This is a genomic window from Ancylobacter sp. VNQ12, from assembly GCF_049445835.1.
Lineage (GTDB): Bacteria > Pseudomonadota > Alphaproteobacteria > Rhizobiales > Xanthobacteraceae > Ancylobacter.
Window position 1 is genome coordinate 114,932 of sequence record NZ_JBMSDU010000002.1, and the last position, 18,128, is coordinate 133,059.

General features: G+C 66.5%; 17 protein-coding genes. 7 read left to right on the plus strand and 10 right to left on the minus strand.

The features are described from left to right. Positions 1–51: 51 nt before the first annotated feature. The 8 genes from hpf to ACO2RV_RS04070 all read right to left on the minus strand — a co-directional run bounded on the left by hpf (position 52) and on the right by ACO2RV_RS04070 (position 7,796). Entirely contained in the window at positions 52–645 is a 594-nt protein-coding gene (hpf, locus tag ACO2RV_RS04035; protein ID WP_423290087.1) for a ribosome hibernation-promoting factor, HPF/YfiA family, read from the minus strand. A 304-nt stretch (positions 646–949) separates the two neighbouring features. Next, entirely contained in the window at positions 950–2,533 is a 1,584-nt protein-coding gene (gene rpoN, locus ACO2RV_RS04040; protein WP_423290089.1) for an RNA polymerase factor sigma-54, read from the minus strand. A gap of 63 nt (positions 2,534–2,596) precedes the next feature. After that, the gene (lptB, locus tag ACO2RV_RS04045; protein ID WP_423290091.1) at positions 2,597–3,514 is read right to left on the minus strand and encodes an LPS export ABC transporter ATP-binding protein; all 918 of its coding nucleotides are present in this window, start codon (positions 3,512–3,514) and stop codon (positions 2,597–2,599) included. A gap of 163 nt (positions 3,515–3,677) precedes the next feature. After that, entirely contained in the window at positions 3,678–4,340 is a 663-nt protein-coding gene (locus ACO2RV_RS04050) for an LptA/OstA family protein (RefSeq protein ID WP_423290093.1), read from the minus strand. 46 nt (positions 4,341–4,386) lie between these two features. Next, entirely contained in the window at positions 4,387–5,037 is a 651-nt protein-coding gene (gene lptC, locus ACO2RV_RS04055) for an LPS export ABC transporter periplasmic protein LptC (protein WP_423290095.1), read from the minus strand. Positions 5,038–5,354: 317 nt separating this feature from the next. Further along, positions 5,355–5,987: a ribonuclease D gene (locus tag ACO2RV_RS04060; protein ID WP_423290097.1), complete on the minus strand. Its 633-nt coding sequence runs from the start codon at positions 5,985–5,987 to the stop codon at positions 5,355–5,357. 103 nt (positions 5,988–6,090) lie between these two features. Next, a complete protein-coding gene (ubiA, locus tag ACO2RV_RS04065) occupies positions 6,091–7,041 on the minus strand; it encodes a 4-hydroxybenzoate octaprenyltransferase (protein WP_423290099.1) in 951 nt (316 codons plus the stop codon). A gap of 8 nt (positions 7,042–7,049) precedes the next feature. Continuing rightward, the gene (locus tag ACO2RV_RS04070) at positions 7,050–7,796 is read right to left on the minus strand and encodes a hypothetical protein (RefSeq protein ID WP_423290101.1); all 747 of its coding nucleotides are present in this window, start codon (positions 7,794–7,796) and stop codon (positions 7,050–7,052) included. Between the two features lie 116 nt (positions 7,797–7,912). On the opposite strand from ACO2RV_RS04070, the gene ACO2RV_RS04075 reads away from it, so the two are divergent. The 3 genes from ACO2RV_RS04075 to ACO2RV_RS04085 all read left to right on the plus strand — a co-directional run bounded on the left by ACO2RV_RS04075 (position 7,913) and on the right by ACO2RV_RS04085 (position 11,602). Further along, positions 7,913–8,677, plus strand: a complete 765-nt coding sequence (locus ACO2RV_RS04075) for a 16S rRNA (uracil(1498)-N(3))-methyltransferase (protein WP_423290103.1) — start codon at positions 7,913–7,915, stop codon at positions 8,675–8,677. Between the two features lie 303 nt (positions 8,678–8,980). Beyond that, on the plus strand, positions 8,981–10,102 hold the full coding sequence (locus ACO2RV_RS04080) for a carboxylate-amine ligase (protein ID WP_423290105.1): 1,122 nt from the start codon (positions 8,981–8,983) through the stop codon (positions 10,100–10,102). A 129-nt stretch (positions 10,103–10,231) separates the two neighbouring features. After that, positions 10,232–11,602 (plus strand): glutamate--cysteine ligase, encoded by a 1,371-nt coding sequence (locus tag ACO2RV_RS04085; RefSeq protein ID WP_423290107.1) that lies wholly within the window; start codon positions 10,232–10,234, stop codon positions 11,600–11,602. Positions 11,603–11,629: 27 nt separating this feature from the next. Here ACO2RV_RS04085 and ACO2RV_RS04090 read toward each other — a convergent pair whose 3' ends face one another. Then, the gene (locus tag ACO2RV_RS04090; protein WP_423290109.1) at positions 11,630–12,514 is read right to left on the minus strand and encodes a LysR substrate-binding domain-containing protein; all 885 of its coding nucleotides are present in this window, start codon (positions 12,512–12,514) and stop codon (positions 11,630–11,632) included. Positions 12,515–12,707: 193 nt separating this feature from the next. Between ACO2RV_RS04090 and ACO2RV_RS04095 the strand changes: the two genes are divergently transcribed. Further along, entirely contained in the window at positions 12,708–13,070 is a 363-nt protein-coding gene (locus ACO2RV_RS04095; RefSeq protein ID WP_423290111.1) for a DUF1127 domain-containing protein, read from the plus strand. Positions 13,071–13,311: 241 nt separating this feature from the next. Continuing rightward, entirely contained in the window at positions 13,312–14,361 is a 1,050-nt protein-coding gene (locus ACO2RV_RS04100; RefSeq protein WP_423290113.1) for an LLM class flavin-dependent oxidoreductase, read from the plus strand. A 15-nt stretch (positions 14,362–14,376) separates the two neighbouring features. Here ACO2RV_RS04100 and ACO2RV_RS04105 read toward each other — a convergent pair whose 3' ends face one another. After that, complete coding sequence (locus ACO2RV_RS04105) at positions 14,377–15,777, minus strand: glutamine synthetase family protein (RefSeq protein WP_423290115.1); 1,401 nt, start codon at positions 15,775–15,777, stop codon at positions 14,377–14,379. 194 nt (positions 15,778–15,971) lie between these two features. Here ACO2RV_RS04105 and ACO2RV_RS04110 point away from each other — a divergent pair, with 194 nt between their 5' ends. Both ACO2RV_RS04110 and ACO2RV_RS04115 read left to right on the plus strand, forming a co-directional pair. After that, complete coding sequence (locus ACO2RV_RS04110) at positions 15,972–17,147, plus strand: ABC transporter ATP-binding protein (protein ID WP_423290117.1); 1,176 nt, start codon at positions 15,972–15,974, stop codon at positions 17,145–17,147. Positions 17,148–17,158: 11 nt separating this feature from the next. Beyond that, a complete protein-coding gene (locus ACO2RV_RS04115) occupies positions 17,159–18,070 on the plus strand; it encodes an ABC transporter permease subunit (RefSeq protein ID WP_423290119.1) in 912 nt (303 codons plus the stop codon). Positions 18,071–18,128: the final 58 nt, after the last annotated feature.

Here is an 18,128-nt window from a genome sequence, read left to right on the forward strand (position 1 = left end):
CCGACATGCGCGACCACCGAAGCGGCCGCGCATATCGCGCAAAGATGAGCGTTAATGGACGTCTTCCGCCGCAGCCTGGGCGGGCGGATCGACCCAGCCGACGTGGCCGTCGACGCGCCGGTAGACGACATTGATGCGACCGTGGCCGGCGTGGCGGAAGACGAGAACGGCGGCACCGGTGAAATCGAGTTCCAGCACCGCGTCGCTCACGGAAAGCCGCGGAAGATTGGTGGTCGCCTCGGCGACGACCGTCGGGCTCCAGCCTTCGGGTGCCTCGTCCTCATGGTCGGGCACGGTCAGCACGGTCAACGCCGCCAGTTCGGGCAAGGCAGTGCCGTTCTCGCCATTCGCCGGCCGCCGCTTGAAGCGGTCGCGATAGCGGCGCAGCCGGACCTCGATGCGCTCCACCGCCGCGTCCGCGCTGGAATAAGGATCCTGCGCCGCGGCATGGGCCTGAAGGATCGTGCCGCTGTCGAGATGCAGCGCGCAGTCCGAGCGGTAACCCGAGCCTTCGCGAGCCACGGTGACATGGCCAGACCAGCCACCGTCAAAATACTTGCCCATGGCACCGGCGACGCGGTCGCTCACCCGCTGTCGCAGCGCCTCGCCTACGTCGAGATTTTTCCCTGAAACCCGCAGCGGCATCGTGACTAGTCCCTCTGCTGGGGCATGTCCGCGGCGGCGTCTGGATTCCGCGCCCCGCTGCCTGCCCGAACCCCCTACTTGCCCGGCCGGTGCCTTAAAGAGGTAGGAGCCGCGAGGGAAAGTGTCAACGACGGCGGTGGATAGCTCACCGAAACCACTCGCCTGCAAGGGTTTGCGGTGCAGCGCAGCACGAGGAAATCGAAGACTGCCGGTAAACGGTTGCCATCTTGCCCCCACAATGCCGCCACGTTCACGCCACGCGCGCCGGTTCCGGGCGTCCAGGAGGGGGAGGTGCGGGTCGCCTTCAACCGGCGGAGGCCGCCGCCTGCTTTTCCCGCCGGCGCTGGACGGAGGAGGGGATGCGCATCGCCTCGCGGTATTTGGCGACAGTTCGCCGGGCGATATCGATGCCGGATTCGCGCAGCTTCTGCACAAGCGTGTCGTCGGAGAGCACATCGTCCGGCGTCTCGGCGTCGATCATCTGCTTGATGCGGAAGCGCACGGATTCCGCCGAGTGCGCCTCACCTCCATCGGAAGAGGAAATGGAGGACGAGAAGAAATACTTCATCTCGAAGATACCGCGCGGCGTCGCCATGTATTTGTTCGAGGTGACCCGCGAAACCGTGGATTCATGCATGCCGATCGCGTCGGCCACCATCCGCAGGTTCAAGGGACGCAGATGCTGCACGCCGAGCGAGAGGAACGCCTCCTGCTGCCGCACGATCTCCGTTGCCACCTTGAGGATGGTGCGTGCGCGCTGGTCGAGCGAGCGTGTCAGCCACGTCGCCGTCTGCATGCAGTCGGTGAGGAAAGCCTTCTCCTTCTCGCCGCGCGCGGTCTTCTGCACGCGCGAATAATAGGCCTGGTTGACGAGCACGCGCGGCAGCGTGTCGGAATTGAGCTCGACCAGCCAGTTTTCCGGCGTTCCCCGCACGAACACGTCCGGCACAATGGGCTGAATGACGCCGGAGCCGAAGGCGAGACCAGGCTTGGGATTCAGCCGGCGGATTTCGCCGACCATCTCGGCGAGGTCCTCGTCGTCGACGCCGCAAACCCGCTTGAGCGCGCCGAACTCGCGCCGCGCCAGCAATTCCAGATGGCCCAGCAGCGCCGCCATGGCCGGGTCGAAGCGGTTGCGCTCCTTCAGCTGGATGGCGAGGCATTCGGCCAGCGAGCGCGCGCCGATGCCGGGAGGATCGAAGGTCTGGATCACCTCCAGCACCTTCTGCACGGCTGAAAGCGGGGCCCCGAGACGCTCGGCGACGCTGGGGAGATCGGTCGTGAGGTAGCCGGCCTCGTCGATGAGGTCGATCAGGTGATGGCCGATGAGGAGGGCGACGGGATCGTTCGTCGCCAGCGTGAGCTGACCCTCCAGATGGTCGGCCAGCGTCGTCTCGGCGGAGACGAAAGCCTCCAGATTGTAATCGTCATCCTCGCGCCCGCCGCCGCCCACGCCCGACCAGTCGCTGTAGGACCCGCTGTCGCCGGTGGCAGGATGCACGGTCTCGCGGCCGGCATCGTCGGGGAAGACGTTCTCCAGGCCGGTGTCGAGCCGGTCCTCGATGGCGCTGCGGCTGGAGCCGAGGCTTTCCTCGAGCCAGTCGGTGGTTTGTCCTTCCTCGCGCGTCTCGTTCGAATGCGCGCGCGGGTCGAGCTGGTGATCCTCGCTGCGCAGCACCACCTCGTCGCGCCCGCCCTCGCCCTCCGCCGCGCTCGCCGCCTCCGGCTCGACCTGCCGCTCCAGCAGCGGGTTGCGCTCCAGTTCCGCCTCGACATAGGCGACGAGGTCGAGATTGGAGAGCTGCAGCAGCTTGATGGCCTGCATCAGCTGCGGGGTCATCACCAGCGATTGCGTCTGGCGGAATTCGAGACGCGGACCTAGCGACATGGCGCGCAACCTCCGGGGGCGGCTCGCGACAGGACTGCTGGGGATTGTCGCCGGAGGGCCATGCTAGAGACGGAACTCCTCACCGAGGTAAAGCCGACGCACTTCCGAGCTCGCGACGATCTCGTCGGGCGAACCCTCCATGAGCACGCTACCGGAATGGATGATGTAGGCGCGGTCGATCAGGCCGAGCGTCTCGCGCACATTGTGGTCGGTGATCAGCACGCCGATGCCGCGCTGGGTGAGATGGCGCACCAGCGCCTGAATGTCGCCGACCGCGATCGGATCGATGCCGGCGAAGGGCTCGTCCAAGAGCATGAAGGTCGGCCGCGAGGCGAGCGCGCGGGCGATCTCGACGCGCCGCCGCTCGCCGCCCGACAGCGCGATCGAGGGCGACTTGCGCACATGGGTGACGCGGAACTCCTCCAGCAGCGCGTCGAGCTCACGCTCGCGTGCCTTCCGGCTCGGCTCCACCGCCTCCAGCACCGCGCGGATGTTGTTCTCCACCGAGAGGCCGCGGAAGATCGAGGCTTCCTGCGGCAGGTAGCCGACGCCGAGGCGCGCGCGACGATACATGGGCAGGTGGGTGACGTCGTGGCCGTCCAGCTCGATGCGGCCGGCATCGGCCTTCACGAGGCCGGTGATCATGTAGAAGATCGTGGTCTTGCCCGCGCCATTGGGACCCAGCAGCCCGACCGCCTCGCCGCGCCGCACGTGAAGGCTCGCTTCGCGCACGACCTTGCGCCCGCCATAGGATTTGGCGACGCCGACAGCGTTGAGCACACCCTGGCGCTGTGCGGGCAGTTCGGAGAAGCGCGGCGCCTCGCCCGCAAACGCGGCCTCGAACTGAGGTTCGTCACGCGGTGCACGGGCTTCCCGAGACGGCGATTCGGACTGTCGCTGACCGCCGCTTCCGAAGCCGCGCGGTGTCTGACCCGACGGAGCCTTGCCGCCACGACCGCTCAATCCCGAGAAAAAACCCACGCGTACCCTCCGTGGTGAGACACCACTGCGAAGGTGATAAACTCTCCGGCACGCGCTGGCAAATGCGCAGATGCAAAAAGCGGGCCGAAGCCGGCCACGCCGGCTCGAAAATGGGAATCAGGGCCGCGTTACGGACACTGCCGGCGAGGCCGGCCAGGGCCGTTCAGGGTGCCGGCTTGGCCGCGGGCTTCGCAGCAGGCTTGGCCGCGGGCTTGGCTCCCGGTGCGGCCGCGCCGCCTTCCATCTGCTTGACGCTGTTGGGCACGATCAGGCTCTCGACGCGCCCGCCCTCGAAGCGCGAGGCGCCGTTGGCGAGATCGACGGTAAGCTTCTTGCCGCGGATGACGTTCGGGCCCTGCGTCAGTATCACGGGATTGCCGGTGAGGGTGATGGTGTTGCTGGCCGTCTCGAACACACCCTGATCGCCGGTTGCCGTCTGCTCCTTGGTGGTCACGACCACCGAGCCGTTGATCTCCAGACGGCGGATCGACGACGAACTCATCGGATTGCCCGACGCCAGCGCATCGCCGGCCTTGGCGGTGTCAGCCGCGCCGGCGCCCGCGCCCTTGCCGTCATAGAAGACGACGAGTTCCTTGGAACGCAGCGTCGTGTCGCCCTGCTGCACCACGACATTGCCGGAGAAGATCGCCTTCTTCTGCTGGTCCAGCACTTCGAGGCTGTTGGCGTCGATGCGGATCGGCTGGTCGCGGTTGGTGGCGAAACCCTGCAATGCATTGGGTACGTTGCGCGACTGGGCGAGCCCGGCCGCGGGCGCGGCAACGAGCAGGACCAGACTGGCGGCGGCGAAGCGGGCAAATGCGATCATGGTCTCTTGTCTAGCCGTGCACGTCCGGCCATTCAATGAAATAGGCTCAGGGTTGGCTGCTTAACGACGAGCCGCGCAGCATCGGCGCCGCGCTCGGGACGGAGGCGCCGGAGGCCCGAGGCGCGTCGTCCGCCGGCGGCATGCGGAAATTGAGCTGGACGTTCCCGGTCAGAAGTGCGCGGGAGTCCTTCTGCGACACTTCCATCCGGTCGGCGGTCAGCTTGCCATCGAGATAGGTCAGCTTCACCGGGTGATCGGAAACCAGCCGCCCGCCCTTGATGTCGATCGTCGCTTCGGAGAACTCGCCGCCATAGCCGGCGGAGGTGGAGAAATGCACGCCGTCGCCAAGTTTGATCAGCTCGGTCTTGGTATCGTAGCTACCGGCCTTCGCCGCCAGCTTCGCCCAGCCATGGTCGGCCAGTTCGAGATTGGCGGCAATGGTCTCCAGATCGATACGGTTGGGCTCCGTCAGATCCTGCGAGGCGGCTTCCGCGGTGACGCTGTAGCCGCGATTGTCCTGCGTGAAGCCCTGGAGCTTGGGGAACTCCATCTTCACCTTGGTGCCGGACAGAGAGACCCGGCCAAGCTCGAACGGCAGGTCCATCGCGAGGCTCAGCGGCTTGAGGTAGTTCGCCGCCAGCGTCAGGCCGAGCACGATGAGCACGCCGGCCGGCAGGGCGCGGCGAAAGAAGCGCACGCGCCGGCTGTGGCTGCGCGCGCGCCTGAACTCGGCCGCCTCCCGACGCGCAGCCTCAGGCGTGCGGCCGGAGTCCCGCTCCGCCGCGACCGCCCGGGGGCGAACAGGAGGTTGCACATGTCGGTTCATACGCGATGACGAATCCCTGCGGCCGGCTCCCTGGCCAGCATCATTCCAAAATGGCGGCTTGCGCGGCCCGGCGCAAGCGCGAGCGGCGCAGGAGACAGCACGCGCCACCCCATCCGCTATTCGAACCGCAGATTGCGGCCGGGATAGGAAGCGGGGAAGGCGCAAGCGTGCCGAATATCCGGCCGCGGTCAGGAATGCGAAAAGATGTCCTGATCCGGCCAGCCGGCAAGGTCGAGCTTTGCGCGGGTCGGCAGGAAGTTGAAGCATTCCTGCGCCAGCTCGGTGCGGCCTTCACGCTCGAGCATGGCCGCGAGCTTGATCTGCAGCGCGTGCAGGTGCAGCACGTCCGAGGCCGCATAGATGAGCTGCGCGTCGGAAAGTTCCTCGGCCGCCCAGTCCGAGCTCTGCTGCTGCTTGGACAGGTCGACGCCGAGCAGTTCGCGTACCAGCTCCTTCAGGCCGTGCCGGTCGGTGTAGGTGCGGGTCAGCCGCGAGGCGATCTTGGTGCACCAGACCGGCCCGACGGTCAGCCCGAACGCCTTGCCGAGCACCGCAATGTCGAAGCGGGCGAAATGGAACAGCTTCACGATGGCCGGATCGGTGAGCAGCTTCTCGAGGTTCGGCGCGCTGCCCGGACCCGCTCCGGCGGGAATCTGCACGACGTCGGCGGTGCCGTCACCCGGCGAAAGCTGCACGACGCACAGCCGGTCACGGTGCGGATTCAGCCCCAGCGTCTCGGTGTCGATGGCAACGAAAGGCGAGCGTTCGGCCGAATAGCGCGAAAGGTCGACAAGATCGCCGCGATGCAGGCGGATGCTCATGAGCGGACAGTTTCCGACAATGGGATTTCGTGAACAGGCGGCTCCTTAGCACTGGCGGTGCCGCAGGAGCAACCAAGGGCCGCACAGCCGAGGTCGCGCGGCGTCAGGCGAGCAGCGCGTCCACCATCAGGCCGGCGAAGAGAGTCAGCCCCGCGTCGCGGTTCGACTTGAACAGGGCGAGGCATAATTCGCGATCGTCAATGTCGAGCCGGCGCACCTGGGTGGCAAGCTGCACGGTGAAGATGCCGAGCCCGCCCCAGGCGATGGAACCCGCCCCCGCGGCCCACAGCGCGGCCCCGATCAGCACCACGGCGCCCGCATAGAAAACGACGAGCCAGGGTTTCGTATTGCGCTCGAACAGCCGCGCCGAGGATTTCACGCCGACGATCGCATCGTCCTCACGGTCCTGATGCGCATAGATCGTGTCATAGCCCACCACCCAGAGCACCGAACCCGCATAGAGCAGGAAGGCAGCCGCCGGCAGCGTTCCCAGCAGCGCCGCGAACCCCACCAGCGCACCCCAGGAAAAGGTGAGCCCGAGCACGGCCTGCGGAATCCAGATCACGCGCTTCATCAGCGGATAGATCGCCACCAGCCCCAGCGAGGACAGTGAGACCAGGATGGCGAAGCGCGGCAGGCAGATCAGCACCGCGAGCCCGACCAGCCCCTGCAGGGCGAGGAAGGTGAAGGCGCCCGTGACGCTGACCTGTCCGGAAGGCAGCGGCCGGCCGCGCGTGCGCTCGACCATGCCGTCGATGTCGCGGTCGAGAATGTCGTTCCAGGTGCAGCCGGCGCCGCGCATGGCCACCGAGCCGATGGCGAACAGGGCCAGCAGCGCCGCCAGCTGCAACGCATCGACGGGCGTGCCCGCACGCGTGGCCATCGCCGCCGCGAGCGCGGTCGACCACCAGCAGGGAATGAGCAGCAGCCAGCTGCCGATCGGCCGGTCGGCGCGCGCCAGACGCAGAAACGGGCGCAGGAAACCGGGCGCGTATCGGTCGACCCAATTGCCGGCGGCATCCTCCGGCACGAGGCTGGGAGCAGGCGCGATCATGCTTCCACTCAGCGCAGCGCGCTGCCGCCGAGCGTGTCGAACACACCGCCCTTGCCGCCATCGGTATTGGGCAGGCCGCTCGACAGGCCAAGACCCGCCGCGACGGCGCCCTGCGGCGGCGGACCACCGCCGCCACCGCCGCCGCTTTCCTGCAACTGGGCGGCCTTGCACACCTTGTCGCGGATCGAGGCCACCTGGGCGGAATTCTGCTTCAGGCCCTTCAGGGCCTCGTCGGGCACGCCGCACTTGGTCTTGTTCGTGCTGAGGTAGTTGAAGAATTTCTGCTGGGCGGTAGCAAAGCCGCGGAACAGCGGGCAGATCTCGGAAGGAGTCGCCTTGCGCTCGGCGGCCTTGCGCAGCGTCTCGTTGCGACTTTCGAGATCGCCGCGCAGCTTTGTCACCTGCGACTGGCAGTCGGCCATGTCCGCCTCGTTGGGACCCGCCGGAGCCGCCGGAGCGGTCGAGAAGCCGCCGGGCGCAAACCCGCTGGGAAGCTGCTGCGACATGTCGGGCGACGGCAGGGAGGACGACGGCGCCATCGCCGGAGAGGGGGCCGGCGTTGTGCTGGGCGCCGGAGCGGCGCTCGGTGCGGGCGCGTCGCTCGGGGCCACGGCCGCCCCGTCGCCCGAGCCGCCGGGCGTGCCAATCCATTGCGCCTGTGCCGGCAGGGCCGTCATGGCTCCACCCATCAGGCCGCCGGTGAACAGGCATGCGGCGAAAAGCGCACCCCGCGCGTGCGATATCATCCGTGTCATCAACATTTCCGCCCGTACAGCGTTCTTGACCCAGCGTGATACAGAGGCCTTAAGGATTGGGCAACATCACGGCAGGTGGCTTCCTGCGGCCAATATGCGAGAAAATGGCCCGTATCATGGCCCGCCCCGAAGATTCGCCCGATCAGCCCTATGATTTCCGCGCCCAGCGCCTTTTCGTCGAGGACGACCTCGGCGAGGGCGCGCTGGTCAGCCTCGACCGCGACCGCGCGCATTATGTCTCGGATGTGATCCGGCTACCGGTCGGTGGCCGGCTGCACCTGTTCAACGGGCGCGACGGCGAATGGCGGGCGGTCCGCGAGGCGGGCGGCAAGCGCGAGGCTCTGCTGCGCTGTGAAGCCCGCTTGCGGGCGCAGGCCCCGGCACCCTACCTCGACTACGTCTTCGCGCCGCTCAAGCATGCCCGGCTCGACTATATGGTCCAGAAGGCGGTGGAGATGGGTGCCGGCCGGCTCCAGCCGGTTCTCACCCAGCACACCCAGGCGAGCCGCGTGAACACCGAGCGCATGCGCGCGAATGTGGTCGAGGCAGCCGAGCAATGCGGCATTCTCTCGATCCCCGAGGTTCTGGAGCCACTCCCCCTCACGCGCTGGCTCGCCGGGTTGGAGCCCGCCCGCACGCTGGTATTCTGCGACGAGGCGGCCCCGGTTGCCGACCCTCTGGCGCCCCTGCGGGCCGCGGTCGCCGGCCCGCTCGCCGTGCTGATCGGTCCCGAGGGGGGCTTCTCCGACATTGAGCGGCGCCAGCTGCTCGCCCGCGCCGGCACGGTGGTGCTCTCGCTCGGCCCGCGCATCCTGCGCGCCGACACCGCCGCCGTCGCCGCCCTCGCTCTGGTCGAGGCGGCGCGCCAGCACGTTCCCTGATACCGCTAGAAAGTTGACAGATGGGCGGGAACCAGATGCCGGCCTCCGCGTTGGTGAGCGCCGGTTCGCCCGGCTCCGGTACGCGGAAGGACGCGCCGGGCATTACGGTGATGATATTTTAGGTATACCTTCGACCAGACGCGAAGAAATATAATAAAAATGTGACGCCCGGCGAAACAAATACCAGGTCACATTCCGGTCTCACTTCTCACTCATCAAACCCCCGCGCCAAGACGCACCGATTCTGCGTCGGCTAAACTATGCACGTTCGTTAACATTTCGATTCCTTCGGAGAAAGACGCCATGGTCGAAGAATACCGCATCGGCATCGAGGAGGAATATTTCATCGTCGACGGCGAGACCAAGAGCGCGCTTCGGCGCCTGCCGGGCTCTTTCATGGAAAAAGCGCGCGACGCGCTCGGCGAACGGGTCTCCGGCGAGATGCTGCAGTCGCAGATCGAGATGATGTCGCGCCCGCATGCCAGTGCCGCCGATGCCCGCGCCGAGCTGCACGGCCTGCGCCGCGTGCTCGGCGATGTCGCCTCGAATTTCGACCTCGCCTTCTTCGCCTCCGGCACGCACCCCACGGCGAGCTGGCAGGGCGGGAAACGCACGCCGACGAAGCGCTATGACGGGCTGATGCACGATCTGCAGATGCTCGGCGAGCGCAACATGCTGTGCGGCATGCATGTTCACGTCGAATTGCCCGACCCGGATTTACGGGTCGACGTGATGCGCCGCATCACGCCCTATCTGCCGATCTTCGTCGCGCTCTCCACCTCGTCGCCGTTCTGGGAATCCAAGCGCACCGGACTGATGGGCTATCGGCTCGCCGCCTATGACGAGTTGCCACGCACCGGCCTGCCGGAGCTGTTCGAAACGGCCAAGGACTACCAGGATTATGTCGACGCGCTGGTGGCGGCGCGGGCGATCCGCGATTCGAGCTATGTCTGGTGGACCATCCGGCCCTCGCAGAAGCATCCGACGCTGGAGTTGCGCGCACCCGACAGCTGCACCCGCGTCGAGGACTCGGTGGCCATCGCCGCGCTCTATCGCGCGCTGGTGCGCCATCTCGTGCGCGATCCCAAGCTCAATGGCGGGATCGATGCCGTCGACCGCGCCATCGCGGTGGAGAACAAATGGCGCGCGCAGCGCTACGGTATCCATGGCAGCTTCGTCGACCGCGACGCGAAACAGGCGATCCCGGTCGCGCAGGCCGTCGAGACGCTGATCGACCAGGTGGCGGACGACGCCGACGCGCTCGGCAGCCGGCAGGAGCTGCAGCATCTGCGCACCATCCTCGACGGTGGCACCAGCGCCGACATCCAGATCGCGGTCTATCAGGAGGCAGCCCACCGCACGGGCAACCGCAACGAAGCGCTGCGCGCGGTGACGACCTGGCTCACTCACGCCTCCGCGCAGTGACGTAAGGTACGGCTCCGCCCACGAGCCGGCCCGGTATTGTCCACGGTCTATCGGTAGTTACGGCGATTTGCGTCGCCGCGCCGCCTGTGTATGGTCTCGCGCCCCAGCCTACCCCCCGCGGAGCCCACCATGGCGCGAGACCAAATCGACACGCAGCCCATCGAAAGCCGCGACGAACTCGTCGCCTGGTTCGAGGAAGGCTGCAAGGCGCCCTCGAAGTTCCGCATCGGCACCGAGCACGAGAAATTCCCCTTCACCCTGCAGGGGCACGATCCCGTGCCGTATGAAGGCGCGAACGGCATCCGCGCGCTGCTGGAAGGCATGCAGGCGCTGAACGGCTGGGAGCCCATCATGGAGGGCTCCACCATCATCGGCCTCGCCGACAATGTCGGCGGCGGCGCGATCTCGCTGGAGCCGGGCGGCCAGTTCGAGCTGTCGGGCGCCCCGCTCGTCTCCATTCACGAGACCTGCGCCGAGGTGAACTCGCACCTCACCCAGGTGAGCAACGTGGCGACGCCTCTCGGCTTCGGCTTCCTCGGCCTCGGCATGAGCCCGAAATGGACCCTGGCGGAAACGCCGGTGATGCCCAAGGGCCGCTACAAGATCATGACCAACTACATGCCGAAGGTCGGCACGCGCGGCCTCGATATGATGTACCGGACCTGCACCGTGCAGGTGAATCTCGACTTCGCGTCCGAGGCGGACATGGTGAAGAAGCTGCGTGTCGGCCTCGCCTTGCAGCCGATCGCCACGGCTTTGTTCGCCAATTCGCCCTTCACGGAAGGGCGGCCGAACGGCTTCCTCTCCTATCGCTCGGAGATCTGGCGCGACACCGACAACAACCGCGCCGGCATGCTGCCCTTCGCCTTCGAGGAGGGTATGGGCTTCGAGCGTTACGTCGACTACGCGCTCGACGTGCCGATGTATTTCATCAAGCGCGGCGACCGCTATATCGACGTCGCCGGCTCCTCCTTCCGCGACCTGCTTGCCGGCCGGCATCCGGCGGTGCCGGGCGAGACGGCGACCGTCTCGGACTGGGCCAACCACCTCTCCACCATCTTTCCCGAGGTGCGGCTCAAGCGCTATCTGGAGATGCGCGGCGCCGATGGCGGGCCGTGGGCCAATCTGTGCGCCCTTCCGGCCCTGTGGACCGGGCTTTATTACGATCAGTCGAGTCTCGACGCCGCCTGGGATCTGGCGAAGGGCTGGAGCGCCGAGCAGCGTCAGAAGCTGCGCGACGACGTGCCCCGGCTCGCCTTCAAGGCAGAGATCGCCGGCCGCCCGGTACTGGAGGTCGCACGCGACGTCGTAGAGATCGCGCGCGCGGGTCTTGCCCGCCGCGACTATCGCGACAGCCAGGGCCGCGATGAGACGCGCTTCCTCAAGCCGCTGGAGGAAAGCCTCGCTTCCGGGCTCACCTCGGCGGAGGTGCTGCTGAAGCGCTATGCCGGCGAGTGGAACCGCTCGGTCGAACCGATCTTCGACGACTGCGCCTATTGACGGCGGGGCCGGGCATCAATGCCCGGCCTACTCCGCCGCGATCGCCGCCTCGGAGATGTTGTCGAGGCCCTGCACGATATGGAGGGCGAGGGCATCGGCGAGAGGTGACACCTCGTGCCGGTTGCGCAGCAGCCCGATGCGGCAGGGCGCCAGCGCGGGGAAGCCGTCCGAGGGGCCAAGCACCCGCATGCCGGGACGCAGGCCCGATTCCGGCAGCACGGAAATGGCAAGGCCCGCGAGCACGGCCGCCGAGACGGCGGTGCTGTTCGACGAGGTGTAGAGAATGCGGAAGGGGCGCCCCGCCGCCTGCAGCATGGCGATCGCTTCCTGCCGCCAGTTGCAGCTCTGCCGGCCGAGTGCCAGCGGCACCGGGTCGTCCAGATGCGAGGAATGACGCATGGAGCCGACCCAGAGCAGTTGCTCGCGGCGAATGATCTCGGTCTCGCGGTGGACCATCTCGCAATCGGTGATGATGGCGAGGTCGAGGTCGCCGGTGTCGATGCGGTCGATCAGGTCGGTCGAGGGATCGCAGACCACGGTCAGCTCGACATTGGGATGGGTCGCCGAGAAGCGCGCCATGATCTCCGGGAGATAGCGGTCGGCATAATCGTCCGGCACGCCAAGCCGCACCCGCCCCGAGAGCTCGGCGCTGGCCAGGCTCGCCATGGCCTCGATATTGAGCTTCACGATGCGGCGGGCATAGTCGAGCAGCCGCTCGCCCTCATCGGTAAGGCGCGAGGCCCGGCCGTCGCGCGCGAAGATCGGCTTGCCGACCCGTTCCTCAAGCCGCTTCATCTGCATAGAGACGGCGGATTGGGTCTTGTGCACCACCTCGGACGCTTTCGTAAAACTGCCCGTTTCGGCGATGGTTATGAATGTTCTTAATTGATCAATGTCGAGCAGCACCGTCATGGGGCAACCTCCCGGCGGATGATTATCACAGATGATGATAAGTCAGATCAGAAACATTCGCTAGTGTGATTGATGGTCCTCGTCCATAAGTCTGCCATCGCGAAACGACGTCGTCGGGATCGGGTGGCCGCCGGGCATGGCAGCCATCAGAAGAGACGGCATCGTCCCCCGCGACCGACAGATGGAGGGTTCAGTGTCGTACATTGGCGAAGTTCGGAGAAGCGCGTTCGCGTCCTTCGGCGCCGCGGTCAGCGGTCTGCTGGTCGCCAGCGCCCTGGGTACCATTCAGTTCATCAAGGCGCTGGGCCGCCGCCGCTACCTCGTGCAGCTCGGCGAGTTCGACGATCACATGCTCAAGGATATCGGGCTCACCCGCGCCGACCTGCGCGACGCCTCGTCCGGTCCGATCTGGCAGGACCCGACGGCGACGCTGGTGGTGCGTGCCGTGGAGCGCCGCGCCAGCCGGCGGCAGGTCGCCCGCAGCAATCTGCGGCTGGTCAGCTCGAAGGTTCCCACCCAGCAGCCCCCGGCGGGCGACCTCATTTCGTGCGGCTGATCATGAAAGGCCGTGACCGAATTACCGGCGACATCGACCCCCTCGTGTCGCCCACTTGAGCCCGCTGGTTCGTCCAGCGGGCTTTTTTCATGCCCGGCCGGCATCGGGGCGCGAAGCTGCCGCTAACTTGCAACCGTGAAAGAATGCCCTTGCAACGCGGGTAATGCGCCGCGGCCAGCATCGGTCCATATGAGGGCAGCCGGCGGGTGCCGGTCTCTTCAGGAACCGGAGCGTGCGCGTCATGGCAAAGCATCTCGATTTCGGGCTCGACACCTTCGGCGATGTGATGGCCGATACGCAGGGCCGTCCGCTCACCCAGGCGCAAGCGCTCCGCAACGTGGTGGAACAGGGCGTGCTTGCCGACGAGGCGGGCGTCGACTTCTTCGCTGTGGGCGAACATCACCGCGACGATTACGCGATTTCCGCCCCCGAGGTGGTGCTCGGCGCCATCGCCGCGCGCACCAGACGCGTGCGGCTCGGCTCAGCGGTGACGGTGCTGTCGTCGGATGACCCGATCCGGGTCTATCAGCGCTTCGCCACCGTCGACGCGATCTCGCAAGGGCGCGCGGAGATCATTCTGGGTCGCGGCTCGTTCACCGAGTCCTTCCCGCTGTTCGGCTTCGACCTCAACGACTACGAAAAGCTGTTCACCGAGAAGCTCGACCTGTTCGTGCACCTGCTGCGCCAGAACGGGACGGCCGACGGCGTGACATGGAAAGGCGAGCTGCGCCCGCCGCTGGCGCGGCAGCATGTCTATCCGCTGCCCGAAAGCGGCACGATGAAGACATGGATCGGCGTCGGCGGCTCGCCGGAATCGGTGGTGCGCGCGGCGAGCTACGGCCTGCCCATGATGCTCGCCATCATCGGCGGCAGCGCCAGCCGCTTCAAATCCTATGCCGAACTCTACCGGAAGGCCTTTGCCCAGCTGGGCACCGCCCCGCAGCCGCTCGGCGTGCACAGCCCCGGCTATGTCGCCGACACCGACGAGGCGGCGAAGGAGGAGTTCTTCCACGCCTTCAAGGCCAATCGCGACCGCATCGGCCGCGAGCGCGGCTGGCCGCCCATGGGCCGCGAGGAGTTCGAGCGCGAGGTCGCGCACGGCGCGCTCTATCTCGGCTCGCCCGAAACGGTGGCGCGGAAGATCGCCGACACCGTGAAGGCGCTCGACCTCGATCATTTCGACCTGAAATACAGTGCCGGGCCGCTCGGCCACGACAAATCGATGCGCTGCATCGAACTGTACGGCACCAAGGTGATCCCGCGCGTGCGGGAGATCCTGGCGGAGGGGTGACCCCTCCGCCGTTCCTCACACGTTCAGCAGCAGGTATTCGCGCTCCCAGGGCGAGATCACGCGCATGAAGGTGTCGAACTCCTGCTGCTTCACCGCCGTGTAGGTCTTCACGAAGCTCGGGCCGAGCACATTGGAGATTTCCTCCGAGTACTGCATCGCCGCCACCGCCTCGAGCAGGCCGCGCGGCAGCTCGAAATCGAGCCCCTTGGCGTCCGCTTCCAGCGGCTCGGTCGGACGCAGGCTCTCCACCAGGCCGAGATAGCCGCAGGCCAGCGAGGCCGCGATGACGAGATAGGGGTTGGCGTCCGAGGACGGCACCCGGTTCTCCACCCGCCGCGCCGCCGGCGAGGAGGGCGGCACGCGCAGGCCCGCCGTGCGGTTGTCGTAGCCCCACTGCACGTTGATCGGCGCCATGGAATCGCGGGTGAGGCGGCGATAGGAGTTCACATAGGGCGCCATGATCGACATCACCGTCGGCATGTAGCGCTGCTGGCCGGCGATGAAGGCGAAGAATTCCGGCGTCGGGTCGCCATCCTTGTCGGAGAAGATGTTCTTGCCCGTCTCGGCATCCACGATGGACTGGTGGATGTGCATGGCCGAGCCCGGCTCGTCGGCGATCGGCTTGGCCATGAAGGTGGCGTAGATCTTGTGTGCCAGCGCCGCCTCGCGGATGGTGCGCTTGAACAGGAACACCTGGTCGGCGAGCACGACGGGATCGCCATGCAGCAGGTTGATCTCCATCTGCGCCGCGCCGTCCTCGTGGATCAGCGTGTCGATCTCCAGGCCCTGCGCTTCCGAGTAGTCGTACATGTCCTCGAACAGGGCGTCGAACTCATTCACCGCCTGAATGGAATAGGACTGACGGCCGATCTCCGGCCGGCCGGAGCGGCCGATCGGCGGCTTCAGCGGATAGTCGGCGTCGGTATTGGGCTCGACGAGATAGAATTCGATCTCCGGCGCCACCACCGCCTTCCAGCCCTTCTTGGCGTAGAGGTCGACGACGTTCTTCAGCACCTGGCGCGGGGCGAGGTCCACCGGGCGCCCGTCGCGATGATAGGCGTCGTGGATGATCTGCGCGGTCGGATCCTGTGCCCACGGCACCACCGCCAGCGTCGAGAAGTCCGGCTCCATGACGAGATCGCTGTCGACCACCACCGAATCGACGAGGTTGTCATAGGGCGGGTAATCGCCGGAAATCGTCTGGAAGAACACGCTGAGCGGCAGGTTCATGGTCGGGCCGTTCAGGAACTTCGACACCGGCATGATCTTGCCGCGCCCGACGCCGGCAAGGTCCGGGACCGCGCATTCGATCTCGGTTATGCCGCGCGCCGCCATCCACGCTTTCGCCTCTTCGAGCGAGGCTACGCCGCGCGGAGAACTCACCGCGTCCTTCTCGGAACGCTTCTTCTTGGCCATGATGTCACTTTCCCGATGCGCCTTCCGCGCATCAGGAGGCAACCATGCCCTCACGACAGCCGTCAAGGCGCGCCGACGCTGCTCGTTTGCGGGCATGGTAAAATTGTTTGCATTGTGCCGTTGAGCCGCCGCCCGAAGCCGGATAGCGTTCCTTCAAGAGCCGAACCATTCGGCCGGGGACAACGGGGCTAGGCATGAGCACAGGCGTCGCCGAAAAGACGCAGAAGACCGTCGGCGGTATCCGCCGCAAATTCGCCCCCTGGAACGACCCGCAGGCCGTCCCGCTGATCCGCTATCAGAACGTCACCAAGCGCTTCGGCGATTTCGTCGCCATCGACAATCTCTCCCTCGACATCTACGAGCGCGAGTTCTTCGCGCTGCTGGGCCCGTCCGGCTGCGGCAAGACCACGCTGATGCGCATGCTCGCCGGCTTCGAGGAGCCGAGCTCCGGCCAGATCACGCTGGCCGGCCAGGACCTCGTCGGCACGCCGCCCTACAAGCGGCAGACCAACATGATGTTCCAGTCCTACGCGCTGTTCCCGCATATGAGCGTGTGGGACAACATCGCCTTCGGCCTGCGGCAGGACGGCATGGAGAAGGGCGCCATCGCCGCCCGCGTCGAAGAGATGCTCAAGCTGGTGAAGCTTGAGAAGTTCGCCAAGCGCAAGCCGCACCAGCTCTCCGGCGGCCAGCGCCAGCGCGTGGCGCTGGCCCGCTCGCTCGCCAAGCGGCCCAAGGTGCTGCTGCTGGACGAGCCGCTCGGCGCGCTCGACAAGAAGCTGCGCGAGGAGACGCAGTTCGAGCTCATGGACATCCAGATGGAGCTGGGCATGACCTTCCTGATCGTGACGCACGATCAGGAAGAGGCGATGACGGTGGCCGACCGCATCGCGGTGATGAACCACGGCAAGCTGGTGCAGGTCGCCCCGCCCGCCGTCATCTACGAGCAGCCGGCCTCGCGCTATGTCGCCGAATTCGTCGGCGACGTGAACATCCTGCCCGCCCGCATCGACTCCATCACGCCCGGCCTGCTCACCTTGCGGCCGGAGGTGGCGCCCGACATGCCCTTCCACGTCACGCAGGAATGCCCGGCCGCCGTGGGCGATACGGTCGCCCTCGCGCTGCGTCCGGAAAAGCTGCGCGTCGAGCTGGAGCCGCCCGCCGATCCGAGCGTGAACTGCCTGTCCGGCAGCATCTGGGACATCGGCTATCTCGGCGACCTCTCCATCTACCATGTGGAACTCGCCGACGGCTCGCGCATTAAGGCGGCCAAGCCGAACCTCACCCGCATGGTCGAGCGTCCCATCACCTGGGAGGACAAGGTCTATGTCTCCTTCACGCCGGATGCCGGCGTGATCCTGACAAGCTGAGGAGACAGGGCATGGCGGGCAAGGCGAGGGGGCGCGGACTGGTCGTCGCCATTCCGTATCTGTGGTTGCTGGCGCTGTTCCTGGTGCCGTTCCTGATCGTCTTCAAGATCAGCCTGTCGCAGGACGCGATCGCACAGCCGCCGTATTTCCCGACCTTCGATCTTTCCGAGGGCTGGCAGGCGTTCAAGGACAGCTTTGCCGAGCTCTCCTTCGACAACTACGCCTATGTGCTGAGCTGGGACAACGAGTTCATCGAGGCCTATGGCTCGAGCCTCTGGATCGCCGGCATCTCGACCCTGCTGCTGCTGCTGGTCGGCTACCCCATCGCCTACGGCATGGCGCGGGCGCCGAAATCGATCCGACCGACGCTGCTGATGCTCATCATCCTGCCGTTCTGGACCTCGTTCCTGATCCGCGTCTACGCCTGGATCGGCATCTTGTCGCCGGAGGGGCTGCTCAACCAGCTGCTGATCGCGCTCGGCATCATCTCGCCGGACGCGCCTTTGCAGATTCTCGCCACCGACACGGCGGTCTATATCGGCATCGTCTATTCCTACCTTCCCTTCATGATCCTGCCGCTGTACTCGGCGCTGGAGAAGATGGACGAGACGCTGCTGGAAGCCGCCGCGGACCTCGGCTGCCCGCCCTTCGCCGCGTTCTGGAAGATCACCTGGCCGCTGTCGCTGCCGGGCGTGTTCGCCGGCTGCCTGCTGTGCTTCATCCCGGCGGTGGGCGAGTTCGTCATCCCCGACCTGCTCGGCGGCTCCGACACGCTGATGATCGGCAAGGTGCTGTGGACCGAATTCTCGGTGAACCGCTCCTGGACCGTGTCCTCGGCGGTCGCCGTGCTGCTCCTGATGGTGCTGGTGATCCCGATCGTGTTCTACCAGAACGTCCAGCAGCGCGAAGTGGAGGGCAGGTAGCATGCGCCACAAAAATAGGATTTTTGTGATGAGAGCATGCTCCAGTTTGTTGAATCGA

Coding starts and splice junctions, on each gene's coding strand:
- hpf (WP_423290087.1), bottom strand. CDS start 645: ATGCCGCTGCGGGTTTCAGGGAAAAATCTCGACGTAGGCGAGGCGCTG.
- rpoN (WP_423290089.1), bottom strand. CDS start 2,533: ATGTCGCTAGGTCCGCGTCTCGAATTCCGCCAGACGCAATCGCTGGTG.
- ACO2RV_RS04050 (WP_423290093.1), bottom strand. CDS start 4,340: ATGATCGCATTTGCCCGCTTCGCCGCCGCCAGTCTGGTCCTGCTCGTT.
- ACO2RV_RS04060 (WP_423290097.1), bottom strand. CDS start 5,987: ATGAGCATCCGCCTGCATCGCGGCGATCTTGTCGACCTTTCGCGCTAT.
- ubiA (WP_423290099.1), bottom strand. CDS start 7,041: ATGATCGCGCCTGCTCCCAGCCTCGTGCCGGAGGATGCCGCCGGCAAT.
- ACO2RV_RS04070 (WP_423290101.1), bottom strand. CDS start 7,796: ATGACACGGATGATATCGCACGCGCGGGGTGCGCTTTTCGCCGCATGC.
- ACO2RV_RS04075 (WP_423290103.1), top strand. CDS start 7,913: ATGGCCCGCCCCGAAGATTCGCCCGATCAGCCCTATGATTTCCGCGCC.
- ACO2RV_RS04080 (WP_423290105.1), top strand. CDS start 8,981: ATGGTCGAAGAATACCGCATCGGCATCGAGGAGGAATATTTCATCGTC.
- ACO2RV_RS04085 (WP_423290107.1), top strand. CDS start 10,232: ATGGCGCGAGACCAAATCGACACGCAGCCCATCGAAAGCCGCGACGAA.
- ACO2RV_RS04090 (WP_423290109.1), bottom strand. CDS start 12,514: ATGACGGTGCTGCTCGACATTGATCAATTAAGAACATTCATAACCATC.
- ACO2RV_RS04100 (WP_423290113.1), top strand. CDS start 13,312: ATGGCAAAGCATCTCGATTTCGGGCTCGACACCTTCGGCGATGTGATG.
- ACO2RV_RS04105 (WP_423290115.1), bottom strand. CDS start 15,777: ATGGCCAAGAAGAAGCGTTCCGAGAAGGACGCGGTGAGTTCTCCGCGC.
- ACO2RV_RS04110 (WP_423290117.1), top strand. CDS start 15,972: ATGAGCACAGGCGTCGCCGAAAAGACGCAGAAGACCGTCGGCGGTATC.
- ACO2RV_RS04115 (WP_423290119.1), top strand. CDS start 17,159: ATGGCGGGCAAGGCGAGGGGGCGCGGACTGGTCGTCGCCATTCCGTAT.